Raw genomic sequence first — 16691 nt, 5'->3', positions numbered from 1 at the left:
GTCATCACCTGATGAGGTGTTTGAGTATCAGGTCGACGGAAAGTGCCGTAAAAAAACAGGATAGTCACGGTGAGGATTATAGGAACAATGCGATGAGAAACCTACTCGCCCGTTGGTTTCCGGCGATCGGGGAAACCAACGGACAGAATAAACCCTATCAGGCGTGTTGAAACGCCGTCAGGTCATATTGGTGAGGGAACATATCATCCAGTTCATTCTGATGCGTGACCGCGACCACCGTACACATCGGCAATTCCTGTTTGATCAGCAACAGCAGCATCCTCGCCGACGTATGGTCAAGGTTGCTGGTGGCCTCATCCAGATACAACGTTTCCGGTTTGGCGATCAGCGCGCGGGCAAACGCCAGCCGCTGCCGCTCACCGCCGGAAAAAATCCGATCCCAGTTCCGTTGCTCGCTCAGCTTGTCGCGCCAGACGCTCAATCCGACTTTATCCAGTACCTGACTCAGATATTCGCTATCAGCCAGCGCGGGCTGCGGGTAGCACAGAATTTCCGCCAGCGAGCCATGGCCCAGATAGCTTTGCTGAGGCAACAGTAAACTGCGTCCTTCAAGCGCCTGCCACTGACCGTCGTAATAAGGCCAGAGTCCGTTCAGGGTACGCAGCAGCGTCGATTTTCCTAATCCGCTATGCCCGGAAAGTTTGCTCCAGCTCCCTGCTTCACAGCTAAACATCACATTTTGCAGCAACGGGGTTCCCTGCGGGGTCGCAAAAGAGAGTTTGTCCACCTGTAGCCGTTCACCGACCGGGACGTCTCCCGCTTCGGACTGACAACGCTGAATCTCCTGTTTGAACTGGCTGAGACGCTCCATACTGGCGGACAGCGTCACCATCTCAAGATACATGCGGATAAACCAGCTCAGCGCAATATGCACCTGATTAAACGCGCCGCGGATTTGCATCAACCCGCCCAGCGTCACCGTTTTACTGAGAAACGCCGGCAGCGCGGCAAACACCGGTACAATCTGGCTGACGCGCATATAGCCGGTAGTGAAAAACCCCAGATTACGTTCGGCGTTCATAAAGCGCCGCCAGTTGGACACGATAAAAGAGAAATGGCGTTTGAGGTACATTTTCTCCTGTTGCTCGCCGCCATACAGCGCGATTTGTTCGGCGTTATCATGCTTGCGCAGCAGAGCGGCGCGGAAATCCGCTTCGGCACGCTGCTTTTCATAATTAATGCCGTGCAGTTTCTTACCAATAACATGGGTCATCACGCTGCCAAACAGCGTGTAAAGCAGTACCACCCAGACCAGATAACCTTTAATCACCCACTCCTGCCCGAACAGGGTAAAACGCTGAACGCCCGAGAGTTCCCATAGAATAAATAGGAAAGAGGAAAGCTGCGCCGACACGATCAAAAATGAGACCGACAGGCTAACCACCTTGTCCACGAACAGATTGATGTCTTCGGCGATACGCTGATCCGGGTTATCGATTTTGCCGTTCAGCGACATGCGATAGAACGCCCGCTTCGCCATCCAGCTATTGACTAACTCCTCGGTTAATACGCTGCGCCAGCGGATAATCAGCAGCTTGGTGAACCATTCCTGATGGACGAACACCACGATATAAATCAGGATGTAACTGCCATAATCTTTCATCAGAGAAAACAGCAGGCCGCTGTTGAATGCCCCCAGCGCATCGTAAAACGCTTTGCTCCATTCATTAATGAGCACATTGAGATAGACGATCATCCCGCCCATTGATACCGCTACCAGCAATAACAGCCATGCTTTCCAGCTTCCCGCGCCCCACCAGAAAGGACGGCAGAGATCGCCAAGCTGCGCCATAATTTTTTTCATTCCTGCGCCTCGCGCGGCAATGAGATATACAGAACGCTATTCTGCGGGTTGAACAACTGTGCCGACATGGCGCGTACGCCTTCCAGCGTAATGCTGTCCTCCAGTTGGGCGGCATCGGTCAAATAACGGGGATCGTCATAGTGACGATAGCTCAGGATCAGACGACGCTGTATTGTCGGAAGATCGTGCCGGCGCCCTTGTTCAGCACGGATAAACTGCTGCTTTTGCTCATCCACATCTTCCCGGGTAATCTTCGCCGGCAGTTCCGCGAACCCCCGCTCCGCCAGTTGCCACAGCTCCTGCGCCCGTTCAGGTGCACTGGTGAAACTGACTTCGGTTTCAATGCGCTGCCTACTGTCCTCCAGCCCACTGTCCAATCGCATGCGATAAATGCCAAGCGCATCGTCGCGCAGGCTGGCTTTGAGATATTTATCCGCCAGATTACGAGCGATACTCACCTGAACCGCCGCCTGCGGCGTCCAGGTATAAGGCGTGAAGCTCCAAGTACGAATGTCGGCGCGGGGCTCAATGCTGATTGCTGACGAGGCTTCGCGTCTGCCTTCCCGCGCCAGATGAGATCGGATCTCTCCGATCGGACGGCGCGGAATCGACGCCAGATAACGCTCAACATGCGGTAGCAGCTGTTCGCCGTCCATATCGGCCAGCAGATAATAAGTTACGGGTGCGGCCGAAGCCTTATGCCACTGCGCCAGCAGCGGGGAGGCCGTGAGCTGTTTTAACTGGGCAATTTCCGGCTCCTGCCAGGCGGGAGGACCAAAACGCAGCGTGGCTATCGCGCGCGCGCGCGTATCCATCACCGATTGTTCGCTGTTTATCCGTTGGCGCACCAGTCGCATCATGCTCTCTTTCATCACATCAGGATCAATCCACGGGGAAACATTCAGCGCACGATAGAGTCCCAGCAGATCGGCCAGTTGCTCGACCGACGCCTGACCGCTCATCATTAGCCGATCCGCTTCGTGATTGATACTCAGCGACAGTGATTTTTCCTGTTTCCAGTTTCTCAGATCTTCCGCACGCCAGTCAGCCGGGCCACTCAGGGAAACCAGTTGGCTTGCCAACTGTGATTGCCATGGATTCAGTGAACTTGCCATGTATCCTGCCTGACTAATCGCGGTCAGATATATCTTTTTGTCAGCCTCTGGCGTACGCAGCCATACCACGCGATCGCCGTTACTGAGCTGCCACTGTGACACGTTTTGTTCAGCAAAGATTTTTACCGCCGTACGTTTCCCGCTTTGCGTTACGAAAGGCAGTTCAGGGATAACTTTCGCCTCCGGAACGCGCGGCGGCGCCAGCGCAGCCATCGTCCACTGTTGTTGCTGTGCGCGGATAGCATCGGGCTGAGGCAATGTGAAAGACGTGACGCCCGGTACGCTGAACTGGACCAGCGTATCGGTTGCAGACAACCAGTTTTGCAGGTGTTTATTAACGTCTTGCAGCGTAATGGAGGCCAAAATATCCATCACTTCCTGAGCTCGCTGCCGGCTCCCGACATACGGGAGTCCTTGCAGCCAGACTGTCGCCAGTTGCTGCACCCAATCGGCAAAATAGCGCTCCTCAGGTTGGTTAACCATCTGCTGAGCGGCCTCACGTATCTCAGATTTGATGTCAATAATGTCGCGCTCGCGCAGCGGATAACGTTTTACTCTTTCCAGCTCTTTCAACAATACGGACAGCGCGACATCATGCCCTCCCGGCATGACATCCGCGAAAAGTCCCAGCGCCACCGTGGTCTTGCCAATATCCGATTTACGCACCACCAGACTACCGACTTCCGGCGGCAGATCCGCTTTCTGGCGGCGCACCTGGCGACTCAAGGCAGAAAGCGTAACCTGATTAAGCAGACGATGACGAAGGCTTGACTGACCGTTAGCGCCGTTATCCTCAAAGCGATAGACAAATGACACCTGACTGCTGCCGCTCTGGCTATCCTGCAACCTCATCACGTTCAACTGTGGTTGTAAATGCGGTTCATAATAGTCCCGCTGCGGGACAGCAACGTTCGGCAAAGCCGAAAAAACGCGCTTAATCTCGCGCTCCGCTTCTTCTATCCGCACATCGCCAATCAGCAACAGACGCATATTCGCCGGGCGATACCAGCGTTGATAAAACGTCTGCAACACGCTGGCCGGCGTTTCTTTGATCGATTGCTCCAAGCCCATCACCGGGCGGGAAGGGTAACGAGAGCCATGGCGAATAGCCTGTACACGCTGCTGGTTCATCCGCTCCGCCACGCCCAGTTTGCCACGCCACTCTTCGAGAATGATTTTACGCTCATCGTCCAGATCGCGCGGTAGCAGGCTGGCGTGGCCGACCATTTGGTTCAGCGCCTGCAACGTGAACGCGAGATCGCGACCGCCCGTCGGCGGACTCATCATGTATGTCGTCCGCTCATAGTTGGTCATGGCGTTATAGTGCTGTGCCCTCACCCACCCTTGCTGATGCAGGGCGGTGCTCACACCCTGTGGGAAAGCCTCGCTGGCGCGGAAAACCAGATGTTCCACCATATGCGCTACGCCGGACTCATTATCCTGCTCATCAACCGAACCCACTTCGACACTCAGACGGATATCTACCCGTTTTTTCTGCCCTTCCAGCGGCACCAGCGTATATTTAAATCCATTCGTCAATACGCCTTCTTTTATTATCGGTAGCGGACTCTTTATTTCTTCAGCCTGGCTGATAGCGCTGGCGATTAACAGACTGACGGTTATCGCCAGCCGATAAAATGTTTTCCAATTCATAACGACCTTTCATTTTTCTTATTTTCACGCTGAGGCTGTCCGCGCATGCCGAAAAGCCTTATCCCGCTACGCCGGACAATCGGCGTCGCGGGTGTGGGGTCTTACCAGGTGTAGGCGACGCCCAGCCAGAACTGGCGGCCGGTTTTGTAGGTAATGGTGCTGCTTGCAGTGGTTCCCGAAGACGACGTTTCGATCACGTTGTCGAACACGTTCAACACGTCCAGCGTAATATCCAGCGCTTGATCCCTATAGACCGGCTGAGAGTAAGCGAAACGCCAGTCATAGGAGATGTAGTTCTTGTACTGCTTCTCCGTATACAGCGTGGCGCTGCCCTCATAGTCGCCGCAGGCTCCATTGCCGCTCGGGCAGAGAACCGACGAGGTGGTATAACCCTTGTAACCGGAGGTATAGCCCAGAGTCTGGCCCCAGGTCAGGCGCATGGCGGGGAAATGGGTGTCCACGTTGAGGAACGCCCGCCACGGCGTGTTATAGTCCAGCGCATCCATATCCCCTCTTTCCATCAGATTGCCGTCAAAGATGACCATGCTGCTGTTGGTGTCGCTCACGTCGTAGTAACTTTGGGAGCTAGAATTATTATTGGAGATATTGGCACCCAACCTCCAGTTCACGTCGGCCCAAGCGAAGTGGTAGGGGCTGATCGGCTCCACCGTCAAGGAGAAGGTGTTGCCCTGGGTGTTGGCGTCGTTGGTCAGCACGTAATATCTCTGGCCCGATTCATCCGTGTAGTTAGAGCGCCCGAACTGATCGCGGCCCTTGCGGTGCACCCATTTAGCCGTCCAGATGGTGTCCCACATTCGCTGCGACAGCCCCAGGCTCAGTTCGTCGCTGAACGGCGTCTTCAGGTCCGAGATATCGTAGTCGTACGTGGCGGTCCTGAGATCGCTGTTCGTCCATGCGGAGCTGGCGTCAGTACGGGTCTGCGTATTATACGAACTGATGCCGTTGCGCAGCATATAGGCCAGCATATTCTGCGCGTAGTAGCGGTTGGCTCCGCCGAACACACGGGTGGAGCGATCGCCAAATACGTCGTAGGAAGTGGAGAAGCGCGGCGCGATGTTCAGGTTGCCCAGATAGTCGTCGTAGGACAGGCGTACGCCCGGCGTTACTTCCAGCCGATCGAAGGTTATGCTGTCCTGCAGATATACGGCATAGTTGGTGTAATCGCCCTCGACGGTGCGTGCCGGATATACGGTACGGTTTTTGTAATACTGTTCGCCGTCGATACAGTAATCATCTCCAGACTGGCAGACCACACTGGTATCCCAGGTGATGGCGCCCCGGCTGGCGTATGCATCACGATAGCGTCGATACTGCGCACTGTAGAAATCCACCTGCCATCCCAGATCGAACTGATGCTGAGTGCCGTACAGGGCTAGCGGATTCAGCTCATAATCCTGTTTCAGGGTGATGGTGTCCTTCCGCGTGGCGAACTCACCATATCCACCCAATTGGGCCGTATGCGCGTTCGCAGATGCGGAACTGGTCGTCCAGTAGATAACATTGGACGTTTCTCCGCGGTAATAGCTGTACCACTGCGCGTAGCTGTCGGTTCCATGATCGATCTTGTTTTGCTCGTGCTGGTAACCCGCCAGACTGCTCACCTTCCCCCAATCAGCGTTATGTTCCCATTCCATATTAAAACGGTAGCCGCCGCCGGTATTGGTAAAGGCGCCGTCCTTGATATCTTTCTTGTAATACCTGGACTCATGGGGCGCATACATGCCGGTCAGACGGAAGATATCGCCGTTGTCCGCCAGATAGGTGCCCTTTAGCAGATAGGTTTCGGCGATCCGCTTCTGATCGGTCCATTCCGCGAGATTGGCGTGATAATAGGGAATGGTCGACTCCTGGCGATTGTAGGCGAAAATAAAGCCCGCCTTATCGCTCAGCGGTTGATTGACCGTAACGGAGTAGAAGTTTTTGGTAAACTTGGGCTGATAATACAGATTGGTGGCGGTGTCAAAATCTTCCCGAATATCCTCGTCCACATGGTAACGCGTCCAACTGTCACGCGTGGTGCGGTAGGAGACCTTGCCCGACGCCTTGTCCAACTTGGGATCCTTCAGCTTGGCATCCACCACGCCGCCGCTAAAATCGCCGTATTTGGCGGAGACATTACTGTCGAACACCTCCAGTTGTTCAATTAATTCTGAATTAATCCAGAAAGATTGCGTACCGCCTGCCGGTAAATCCGTAGGGCTATAACCATCAGGGCTAGCACTTAGCTCCCCACCGTTAGCGCCGGGATTAATGGTATTGTTATTGGACAACCCATCGATCATATAATTATTCTGGTAAAACTTCTCTCCATGGAACGAAACATTCTCTGGTGAAATTTCTCCCGGCGTGCTCCCGTTATCCGCCGAATTGGCGAACTGGACATTGGGGTTACTTTTTAATAATTCGGTGATCGAACCGTTACGAGTCGGCGTACGTCTAATCTGCTCGGCATTGATAATCTGCGTCCCCATCGACTGACTGGTCGGCGTGGAACGGACTAAAATCGTGTCTTCCCCCTCATCCTCGGATGCGTCATCCAGAGAATCATCCTCTGTTTCAACATCCGCTTTCTGCTGATTGTTATTGGTTGACGTATCATTCTGCTGTGCGAACGCCGGCCCGGTTAATAATGCTAACAGCATCACTAAATAGACATTTTTTTCCATTTATTCAAAATCCCCAGTGAACTTTATTATTTGAAAAATAAACTTATTGTTTTAATTAACGCGTTTAATGCTAATTATCGAACTGAATACGACCATCCAGTTTGAAAACAATGGAAACGACCTGATTTTCAACAGACGTCTGCGTTTGATAACGCCAACGCGCCATGTCTTTCACCACGTCATCGCCAAAGACACCATCAGGGTTTTCCAACAAAACCCGAATATTGGTCACCGTACCGCTGCCGGTGATATCGAATTTGACGCGAACTTTACCCTCAACGCCCATGGCTTTCGCCCGGGCGGGGTAGTTCACACGGCGATGCAGCGCCTTCAACCTTTGGGTATTCGCACTGCCCGCGCCCTGTTTCGCCTGGCCGCTGTCACTTTCTCCCGTCTTCGCGGTCACAGCGCCGGAGGACATAGCGGAAGTCGATGACGAATTAAGCGAGGGAGTATCACTGACCTCACGCGCGGCAACTTGAGAAGGGGGTTGTTTTTCTACCGGTTTTACCTGCGATTGTTGGGAAACGCGCGTTTCCTGACGTGCCTTTTCAGGCGGTTTTTTCTCGCGCGCCTGCGGCTTTTTCTCGACCGCGGCAGTGACAGGCTTAGGTTCGGCGACAGGCAGTTTAATGACCGCGGTTGATTGGCTGGGTAAGGTCACTGAGGGTTCGGGTATGCTGACCTGCACGACGGGGACGGGTTGTTCTGAAAGCTCCGCAGACGGATCCGGCAAAGCGATAGCGGATGGCACCATCATGACTTGCATGCTTCCACCTTCGCTACCCGCCATTTTCTCCACATTTTCCTGTGGAGAATAGCGCCAGAGAAAGAGCATCACTAAAACCGCGTGAGCAAGAAGCGATAACGTAAAAAACGTCACGGAACGCCAGCCAGACCGGTATCCCAACGGCCCTGTCAGATATGGATGAGTAAAGGAGGCTGCCTGCGTCCCCGATACATGAAGATTGTCACTACGCACGATCCAGCTCCGTCTTTTTAACAACAATTCCCTGGGCTACAGCGTTAGTCACAATCTTCCAGGCGATAAAAATGCTGGCGTTATTCCCGCTAACACGGCGTTGCCCGCCACATATGGCGGGATAGCGAGATTAACGCTGTACAAATTACATTAGCGAATAATAATACAAATGATAATTATTTTACAAATAAAAGCCATTAGCAAAACGGGAATTCAGATAATACGGTCTTGATAGGCAGGGAGTGAAGAATGAAGGTTAACTGCCGATAAGTTATCCCGCTCTTCCGACCAAAGACGAGCGAGTGACATGAAGTATCGGCAGTTAACCGAAGGCGTAAGATACCAGTTGCCCTGCTGTATGGTGAGGATATTAGCCTCAGTGAAATCAGCAGACGTGTTGTCGTCAGCAAATCCACCGTATCCCGTGAGGTCAGGCGGGACGGGACGACAGAGGAATTTCGGCAGCAGCAGCTCAACAGATGAGTGATGCCCGGCGGTTGACGGCGGCGCAGAGGTTCATCTGACCAGACACCGTGTTTACATTGAGACGGGGCCGGGCTGGAAATGGAGTCCAGAGCAGATTAGCGCGGTCTGTGAGCGCATTGTCAAGGTCATTTATACCACCAACGCCAGCGAGTCAGTGCATCGGCAGTTCAGGAAGCTGACGAAAACCAAAGGGGCATTCCCTAACGAAAACAGTCTGTTGAAGCTGCTTTATCTGGGGCTGATGAATGCGCAGGAGAAATGGACAATGCCGCTCCAGAACTGGAATTTGACACTGTCGCAGTTAGCCATTTATTTTGACGGGCGGCTGAATAACGTGATTACGCTGTAACGATTTTATCGTGACACAGAATTCTGAACGCTCTCGAGGAAAATGCGTGGGCTGCAAATATGAGATTACCTCAATACTCCTGATCCTCAATCAGCCGTTTTCCCAGCGTGACGATGTCGGCGATTTCGTAATCCAGCTTTTCATACATGCCGATCACCGCGTCGTTATCTTCACGCACCATCAGGTTGATTTTGGGGCAGCCGCGGGCGATGAGTTTCTTCTCCAGGCGGCTGATCAGCGCATTGGCGATGCCCCGGCCGCGGAAATCCGGATGCACGCCGAGATAATAGGCCGAGCCGCGATGGCCGTCATAGCCGCCCATAACGGAGCCGACCACTTCGCCGCCGACTTCCGCCACCAGAAACAGATCGGCGCCGTGGTTCAGCTTGCGTTCAATATCCATTTCGGGATCGTTCCACGGGCGCAGCAAATCGCAGCGTTCCCAGAGGGTGATCACTTCTTCAAAGTCATCTTGCCGGAATATGCGGATTTCCATCACGTTTACCACCGTGCAATTAGGTAAGGTCTGATTATCGCGTGATTTTTGTCAGACGCAATATCAAATTGCGCACGGGCCATGGAAATCACCCCGGCAGGTTCCGCGACGGGGATATTATTTATTACACGCGGCAATAATCGTTATACTGAGCGCCTTTAGCGACCCAGGACACGAGAGCGTTAGCCTATGCCGAACATTCAGGCGGTAATATCCTTTCTGCGCGCGTTGCAGGACGATCTCTGCCGACAGCTCGCCGCCGCGGATGGCGCCGCGAACTTTGATGAAGACCGCTGGCAGCGCGCGGAAGGCGGCGGCGGACGCAGCCGGGTATTATCCGGCGGAAAGGTATTCGAACGCGCCGGCGTCAACTTTTCCCACGTCGCCGGCGGCGCATTGCCGCCGTCCGCCAGCGCGCACCGTCCCGAACTGGCGGGACGCAGCTATCAGGCTATGGGCGTCTCGCTGGTTATTCATCCGCAAAATCCCTACGTGCCCACCGCTCACGCCAACGTGCGCTTTTTCATTGCCGAAAAACCGGGGGAAGAGGCGGTATGGTGGTTCGGCGGCGGCTTCGATCTGACGCCGTTTTATGGCTTCAGGGAAGACGCGGTGCACTGGCATCGGACCGCGCGCGATCTGTGCCGGCCTTTCGGCGCCGACGTTTATCCGCGCTATAAGAAATGGTGCGACGACTATTTTTATCTCAGGCACCGTGATGAGGCGCGCGGCATCGGCGGATTGTTCTTTGACGATCTGAATACGCCGGATTTCGCCACCTGCTTTGATTTTACCCGGGCGGTCGGCGAAGGATTTCTGACGGCCTATCTGCCGATCGTCGAGCGGCGCAAAAACCTGCCGTGGGGCGAGCGCGAGCGCGAATTTCAGCTTTATCGCCGCGGGCGCTATGTGGAGTTCAATCTGGTATGGGATCGCGGTACGCTGTTCGGGCTGCAAAGCGGCGGGCGCACCGAGTCGATTTTAATGTCCATGCCGCCGCTGGCGCGCTGGGAATATCAGTATCAACCACAGCCCGACAGCCCGGAAGCCGCGCTGTACCGGGACTTTTTACCCGTCAGGGATTGGCTTGACGACAACAACAGCGGAGTAACCGAGTAATGCAGATTTGGGTCGATGCCGACGCCTGCCCCAACGTGATCAAAGAGGTGCTGTTTCGCGCCGCGGAAAGGACGGCGACGCAAACCACGCTGGTAGCCAATCAGACATTAAAAGTACCGCCGTCGCGCTTTATCCGCACGCTGCGCGTGGCCGCCGGTTTTGACGTCGCGGATAACGAAATCGTGCGCCGGGTTGAAGCGGGCGACCTGGTGGTCACCAGCGATATCCCGCTGGCGGCGGAAGTGCTCGAAAAAGGCGGCGTGGCGCTGAATCCGCGCGGCGAGCGATATACCCCGGACACCATTCGCGAACGGCTGAACATGCGTGATTTTATGGATACCATGCGCGCCAGCGGCATACAAACCGGCGGGCCGGCGACCCTCAATCAACGCGACCGCCAGCAGTTCGCCAACGAACTGGACAAATGGCTGCGGCAAGCCACCTAAGGCAAGATAAAAAAAACCCGCCGGAGCGCATACTCCCGCGGGCTTTTTTAGCTCAGGCAGATTACAGCGGCTGGGTTTGCGCCTCAACCACCGCCAGCGCCACCATGTTGACGATACGGCGCACCGAGGCGATGGGCGTCAGGATATGCACCGGTTTGGACACCCCCATCAGCACCGGACCGACCGTCACGCCTTCCGAGGACGACACGCGCAGCAGGTTATAGCTGATACGCGCCGCTTCCATATTCGGCATAATCAGAATATTGGCCGACCCTTTCAGCGGGCTGTCCGGCATCTGCTCGCGGCGGATCGCTTCCACCAGCGCGGCGTCGCCGTGCATCTCGCCGTCGATTTCCAGCTCCGGCGCCAGTTTGTTCACCAGTTCCAGGGTGGCGCGCATTTTCTGCGCGGTGGGAGAATCAGAAGTGCCGAAGCTCGAATGCGACAACAGGGCGACCTTCGGCTCAATGCCGAAACGACGCACGGTGTCCGCCGCCATCAGGGTAATTTCGGCCAGTTGCTCCGGCGTAGGATCGGAATTGACGTAGGTATCGGCAATAAACGTATTCCCGCTCGGCAGCATCAGCGCGTTCATCGCGCCGGCCACGTGCACGCCGTCGCGGTAGCCGAACACCTTCTCCACCACGTCGAAATGCTCTTCGTAGGTGCCGATGGTGCCGCAGATCAGCGCATCCGCCTCGCCGCGCAGCACCATAATCGAGCCGATCAGGGTCGGGTTGCCGATCACCTCGCGCTGCGCCTTTTCCTGCGATATGCCGCGGCGCTTCATGATCTCGAAATATTCGCTCCAGTACTCTTTGAAGCGCGGATCGGATTCGTTATTGACCACTTCAAAGTCTTTGCCGATGGTCAACTGCAAGCCCAGCTTCTGCAAACGCATTTCGATAACGTTCGGGCGGCCGATGAGTATCGGGAACGCCAGCCCCAGGGTCACCAGTTCCTGCGTCGCATGCAGTACGCGCGGATCTTCCCCTTCGGCCAGCACCACGCGGCGCGGCTGCTGACGCGCCTGGGAGAAGATCGGCTTCATAAACAGGTTGGTTTTATAGACGAACTGGGTGAGTTTCTCGATATAGGCGTCGAAATCCTCGATCGGCCGCGTCGCCACGCCGGACTCCATCGCCGCTTTGGCCACCGCCGGCGCGATTTTGATAATCAGACGCGGATCGAACGGTTTCGGAATCAGATACTCCGGCCCGAACGACAGGTCCTGATCGCCATAGGCGGAAGCCACCACTTCGCTCTGCTCCGCCAAGGCCAGGTTAGCGATGGCATGCACGCACGCCAGCTTCATCTCTTCATTGATGGTGGTGGCGCCCACATCCAGCGCGCCGCGGAAGATGAACGGGAAACACAGCACGTTGTTCACCTGGTTCGGATAGTCCGAACGGCCGGTGCAGATAATGGCGTCCGGGCGCACTTCTTTCGCCAGCGGCGGCAGAATTTCCGGCTCAGGGTTGGCCAGCGCCAGGATCAGCGGGCGCGGCGCCATGGTTTTCACCATCTCCGGCTTCAATACTCCCGGCCCGGAACAGCCGAGGAAAATATCGGCGTCGGGGATCACGTCCGCCAGTTTGCGCGTGCCGTTATCCTCAACGGCGTAGGCCGCTTTGGTTTCCTCCATATTTTCATCACGGCCTTGATAAATCACCCCGCGCGAATCACAGACGACGATGTTGCGTTTCTGAAGGCCCAGCGCCACCAGCAGATTCAGACAGGCGATGGACGCCGCGCCGGCGCCGGAAACCACCAGACGCACATCGGCAATGTTTTTCTCCACCACGCGCAGACCGTTCAGCACCGCGGCGGTACAGATAATGGCGGTGCCGTGCTGGTCGTCGTGGAACACCGGGATTTTCATGCGCTCGCGCAGTTTTTTCTCAATATAGAAGCATTCCGGCGCCTTGATATCTTCCAGATTGATGCCGCCAAACGTCGGCTCCAGCGCGGCGACGACGTCGATCAATTTATCCGGATCCAGTTCGTCCACTTCGATATCGAATACATCAATGCCGGAGAACTTCTTGAACAGCACCCCCTTGCCTTCCATCACCGGCTTGCCGGCCAGCGCCCCGATATTACCGAGGCCGAGCACGGCGGTGCCATTGGAGATCACCGCCACCAGATTGCCGCGCGCGGTATATTTATAGGCGGCCAGCGGATCCTCGGCAATTTCAAGACAAGGGGCCGCGACGCCGGGAGAGTAGGCCAGCGCCAGATCGCGCTGGGTAGCCAACGGTTTCGTCGGCGAGACCTGAATTTTCCCTGGAACCGGAAACTGATGAAAATCCAATGCGCTCTGTTTCAATTGATCGTCCATTGTTACACCCTTTACCTATTTTCGTTATGGAGAATTTGTGAGGTCACAAGGGGCCAGTATAATGTGTGTGGTTTGTTAAACTTTGAAGGGCGGCAAAAAGCGGGATTTAATTTCGCTTAATATAGTTAATATAATTAATTTACAACTCGATTTTGCCGCCGGCGCGGTTGCCGGCGGCAAATCAGCATCGGGCGGAGGAAATCACCGGCGCCGGTATCCATCGACCAGACGCATCCCGCCGTTCAGCCGATGTGCTTTACGGCAGAAAAATAACGGAGTTAATCGAATTCGGCGCCAGATCAAAATGCAGCGTTTGGTCTTGCCAGGCGATATTCAGCTCCCGCGGCGACGTAAACGCGTTGTTGATATTCACCACGATGCTGCTGTCCGGGTTTTCAAACGCCACCGCGTTGCCGCTCATGCTGCCGGTTAACGTCCGGCGGCGCGCCCCGCGGCGTACCAGTGCGGAAAAATGGCGTATCACATAATATTCCGGATTATAGGTGACGCGCTTTTGCCGTTTATCAATGGAAATCATGCTGTTCTGTTTCCATCCCCAGGAACTTTCACCGCCGTTTTCCAACACCATATTCCAGTAGAAGTAGCCGTTGGCGCCGTTCACCAGATAGTGACGGAACAGCCCGAATACATAGTGCGCATAAGACCACTGGTTTTTTCCGTCGCCGCACTCATTTTCCGTCTGGTAATAGCGCAGCTCGGGGTAGCTTTCCACCGTTCTCTGGATCGCATTTTTCCCGGCCCATTGATAGCCCACGCCGGAAAGATGGGAATACGCGGTTTTATCGCTCAACACATAGTTGGCGTAATCATCGTAATCTTCCCCCACCTCTTGCATAAATGCCGGCGCATTGATGGTTCCCAACCAGATTTCGGTATCAGGCAGCCGTTTCGCCAGCCGGGGACCGAGATAATCGGCGATAAAACGACGCAGTTGCTCGCCGCTCCAGACACAGGACGGAAATTTCTGATCCGCCGCCACCTCATTCTGGATATGAACCTGAGCGACCCGGATCCCTTCTTGCCGATAGTGCTCGATGAATTTCTGAAAATAGAGGGCATAGGCGTGCAGCGTCGCGTCGTCCATGCGCAGGCGGCCATAGTTATATACCGGATGCGTTTTCATCCAGGTAGGCGGACTCCAGGGCGAGCCAAACAGAGTCATTTCCGGCTGGCGTTGCAGCGCGGCGCGAATATAAGGGATCAAATAGCGCTTATCCCGCGCAATGGAAAAATGCCGCATGGCGTAATCGTCCGGCGTTTCGTTGAGGCTATACCACGACTGGGCATAATCGCTGGCGCCGATGGGAATTCTCCCCATATTTAACCGGCACTCGCCGTCGGGAGAAAAGAGATCGTCAAAGATGGCTTCCCGTTGTGAATGATCCAACGCCGCAAGCGCGGCCATGCCCAATTCATTAAAACAGCCGCCGAATCCTTCAATTTCCCGTTCGTCCGCCGCGCCCACCAGCAAATTGACGGGATGCGCGCCGGTGGCGACGGCGGTATTGACCTGCCATTGCCGGGCGTCGTCACTGCTAATCCAGCTAATTGATGCCATCTTTCTCCTCCGACTTGGTTATGCGGTTTTATACCCGCCTTCCTGTAACTCGAATTATTTAGGGTGTATGTGAATGCAGCGAGCTGGCGATTTTTTTGTTTTTTATTGCTTCTATCTTTTCATCATTAAGTGAATAACGTCTCATAATCAGCAGCAGCGAAAATACCAGCAGCGCGGGTAATAAGGTAAAAAGCAGCTTTATGGTAAGAATCGACTGCGCGTTTTGCTCACCGCCGCCGCCGACATAGCCTCCCCATGCCAGCAACCAGCCAATTAACGCGCCGCCGATGGCAATACCCAATTTAATGGCGAATAAATTCGTCGAAAACACCATTCCGCTTAAACGCCGTCCGCTGACGCTTTCCTCCAGGTCAACAACGTCGCTGACCATACTCCACTGTAACGGGGTCGCCGCCGACTGAATAAAATTGATGACAATTACCAGTCCGAATATAATAAACAAACTTTGCGGGCTCGCAAAAAACAGCATAATCAATAATACTCCCTCAACGCCCATGGAGTAATTAAAGCCTTTTACCTTGTCGATATTTTTAAAAATAACCGCAGAGAAAAGAGCGCCTGAAATGCCTGATATAAATATCAATGATAATAAAGGCGTAGCCAGATCAGGACGTTTCATTACGCTGTTCACATAATACATCGCCACCCCGCCTTTAAAAATTACCGCAATCAGGTTCACCACATTCAAGGTAAACATAATGCGCCAGTCTTTATTGGCATATAAACACATCAGGTCTTTCCAGATACCCGCCGGTTCAGGGTCCAGGGCAGCGATATGGCGTTCACGGGTATTTTTAAAACAGGTAAATAATAAAACAACGCTCAGCACTCCCATGATAAGCATCGTCATAAAATAGCCGAGCTGCTTATCTTCCTGCCCCAAATATGCCACCAGAGGCAAGGCCGACATCGAAACAAACAGTCCGCCCAGCCCGCTGAACGCAAACCGGTACGATTGCAACGACACCCGCTCGCGTGAATCATCCGACAGGTTATTCACCATCGCGCAATAGGGGACGTTCACCGCAGTATAAACCAGCGAAAGCAGGATATAAGACGTATAAGCGTAAACCAGTTTGCCGGCGTAGCTGAAATCCGGCGTATAAAACGTTAATGCGCACAGCACGCCGAAAGGAATGGCGAACCACAGTAAATAAGGTCTGAATTGGCCGAAGCGACTCCGGGTTCGGTCAGCCACCGCCCCCATTAAAACATCGGCGACCGCATCGATAACCCTTACCGCGAGAAACATGGTGCCCATATGCGCGGGCGACAGCCCATAAATATCCGTATAAAAATAAGCCATAAATAACATGACGGTTTGCCAGACTAAATTACAACCGGCATCCCCCAGCCCATAGCTTATTTTTTCTTTTATCGATAATTTTATTGAAGGCGTAGGCGTTACAGAAGACATGATTATCCCCTCAAAAAGAAAATATTATTGTTCTGATACTTCCATTACGTTCAATTGTTGTATATTTATAACCTCACCACGTTTTTAACGAATAATTTATTCCATAATCCGTGGCGTATATAGAAATAAACCGGGGCAATTACATAAGGAATCTGAACCTGATGAGTGAGCCATA

General features: G+C 54.2%; 11 protein-coding genes and 1 pseudogene. 4 read left to right on the top strand and 8 right to left on the bottom strand.

Annotated features, from left to right (window positions below; translation table 11 throughout):
• Window positions 1-157: 157 nt before the first annotated feature.
• The 4 genes from MFP24_RS02905 to MFP24_RS02890 all read right to left on the bottom strand — a co-directional run bounded on the left by MFP24_RS02905 (window position 158) and on the right by MFP24_RS02890 (window position 8262).
• Entirely contained in the window at window positions 158-1825 is a 1668-nt protein-coding gene (locus MFP24_RS02905; RefSeq protein WP_249229120.1) for an ABC transporter ATP-binding protein/permease, read from the bottom strand.
• On the bottom strand, window positions 1822-4593 hold the full coding sequence (locus MFP24_RS02900; protein ID WP_249229121.1) for a M16 family metallopeptidase: 2772 nt from the start codon (window positions 4591-4593) through the stop codon (window positions 1822-1824). The genes MFP24_RS02905 and MFP24_RS02900 overlap by 4 nt, the downstream gene beginning before the upstream one ends.
• A gap of 101 nt (window positions 4594-4694) precedes the next feature.
• Window positions 4695-7280: a TonB-dependent receptor plug domain-containing protein gene (locus MFP24_RS02895; RefSeq protein WP_249229122.1), complete on the bottom strand. Its 2586-nt coding sequence runs from the start codon at window positions 7278-7280 to the stop codon at window positions 4695-4697.
• Window positions 7281-7350: 70 nt separating this feature from the next.
• Window positions 7351-8262 carry a TonB family protein gene (locus MFP24_RS02890; protein ID WP_249229123.1) on the bottom strand — a complete coding sequence of 304 codons (912 nt, stop codon included), beginning with the start codon at window positions 8260-8262 and terminating at the stop codon, window positions 7351-7353.
• Between the two features lie 339 nt (window positions 8263-8601).
• Between MFP24_RS02890 and MFP24_RS24235 the strand changes: the two genes are divergently transcribed.
• Both MFP24_RS24235 and MFP24_RS02885 read left to right on the top strand, forming a co-directional pair.
• A complete protein-coding gene (locus tag MFP24_RS24235; protein WP_369075404.1) occupies window positions 8602-8745 on the top strand; it encodes a helix-turn-helix domain-containing protein in 144 nt (47 codons plus the stop codon).
• 118 nt (window positions 8746-8863) lie between these two features.
• Window positions 8864-9097: pseudogene (locus MFP24_RS02885) on the top strand (transposase); the annotation flags it as partial.
• Window positions 9098-9167: 70 nt separating this feature from the next.
• Here MFP24_RS02885 and MFP24_RS02880 read toward each other — a convergent pair.
• Window positions 9168-9593, bottom strand: a complete 426-nt coding sequence (locus tag MFP24_RS02880; protein WP_009114324.1) for a GNAT family acetyltransferase — start codon at window positions 9591-9593, stop codon at window positions 9168-9170.
• A gap of 189 nt (window positions 9594-9782) precedes the next feature.
• On the opposite strand from MFP24_RS02880, the gene hemF reads away from it, so the two are divergent.
• Together hemF and MFP24_RS02870 are read left to right on the top strand one after the other, a co-directional pair.
• Window positions 9783-10712, top strand: coding sequence for an oxygen-dependent coproporphyrinogen oxidase (hemF, locus tag MFP24_RS02875; protein ID WP_249229124.1), 930 nt, complete (start codon window positions 9783-9785; stop codon window positions 10710-10712).
• Window positions 10712-11158 (top strand): YaiI/YqxD family protein, encoded by a 447-nt coding sequence (locus tag MFP24_RS02870; RefSeq protein ID WP_249229125.1) that lies wholly within the window; start codon window positions 10712-10714, stop codon window positions 11156-11158. Before hemF ends, MFP24_RS02870 begins: the two co-directional genes overlap by 1 nt.
• 61 nt (window positions 11159-11219) lie before the next feature.
• Here MFP24_RS02870 and maeB read toward each other — a convergent pair whose 3' ends face one another.
• The 3 genes from maeB to MFP24_RS02855 all read right to left on the bottom strand — a co-directional run bounded on the left by maeB (window position 11220) and on the right by MFP24_RS02855 (window position 16516).
• Entirely contained in the window at window positions 11220-13499 is a 2280-nt protein-coding gene (gene maeB, locus MFP24_RS02865) for an NADP-dependent oxaloacetate-decarboxylating malate dehydrogenase (RefSeq protein WP_249229126.1), read from the bottom strand.
• A 256-nt stretch (window positions 13500-13755) separates the two neighbouring features.
• The gene (locus MFP24_RS02860) at window positions 13756-15078 is read right to left on the bottom strand and encodes a glycoside hydrolase family 30 protein (RefSeq protein ID WP_249229127.1); all 1323 of its coding nucleotides are present in this window, start codon (window positions 15076-15078) and stop codon (window positions 13756-13758) included.
• 58 nt (window positions 15079-15136) lie between these two features.
• Entirely contained in the window at window positions 15137-16516 is a 1380-nt protein-coding gene (locus MFP24_RS02855) for a glycoside-pentoside-hexuronide (GPH):cation symporter (protein WP_249229128.1), read from the bottom strand.
• Window positions 16517-16691: the final 175 nt, after the last annotated feature.

Origin of the sequence: Brenneria tiliae, assembly GCF_023347575.1 — a bacterium.
Lineage (GTDB): Bacteria > Pseudomonadota > Gammaproteobacteria > Enterobacterales > Enterobacteriaceae > Brenneria > Brenneria corticis.
Note: the sequence above shows the minus strand (reverse complement) of the source record. Positions and strands in the feature narration are given on the sequence as shown.

Bases quoted from the DNA above. Each gene is read 5' to 3' on its own strand.
- MFP24_RS02870 (WP_249229125.1), top strand. From the start codon at position 10,712: ATGCAGATTTGGGTCGATGCCGACGCCTGCCCCAACGTGATCAAAGAG.
- MFP24_RS02905 (WP_249229120.1), bottom strand. From the start codon at position 1,825: ATGAAAAAAATTATGGCGCAGCTTGGCGATCTCTGCCGTCCTTTCTGG.
- MFP24_RS02860 (WP_249229127.1), bottom strand. From the start codon at position 15,078: ATGGCATCAATTAGCTGGATTAGCAGTGACGACGCCCGGCAATGGCAG.
- hemF (WP_249229124.1), top strand. From the start codon at position 9,783: ATGCCGAACATTCAGGCGGTAATATCCTTTCTGCGCGCGTTGCAGGAC.
- MFP24_RS02880 (WP_009114324.1), bottom strand. From the start codon at position 9,593: ATGGAAATCCGCATATTCCGGCAAGATGACTTTGAAGAAGTGATCACC.
- MFP24_RS02855 (WP_249229128.1), bottom strand. From the start codon at position 16,516: ATGTCTTCTGTAACGCCTACGCCTTCAATAAAATTATCGATAAAAGAA.
- MFP24_RS02895 (WP_249229122.1), bottom strand. From the start codon at position 7,280: ATGGAAAAAAATGTCTATTTAGTGATGCTGTTAGCATTATTAACCGGG.
- MFP24_RS02900 (WP_249229121.1), bottom strand. From the start codon at position 4,593: ATGAATTGGAAAACATTTTATCGGCTGGCGATAACCGTCAGTCTGTTA.
- maeB (WP_249229126.1), bottom strand. From the start codon at position 13,499: ATGGACGATCAATTGAAACAGAGCGCATTGGATTTTCATCAGTTTCCG.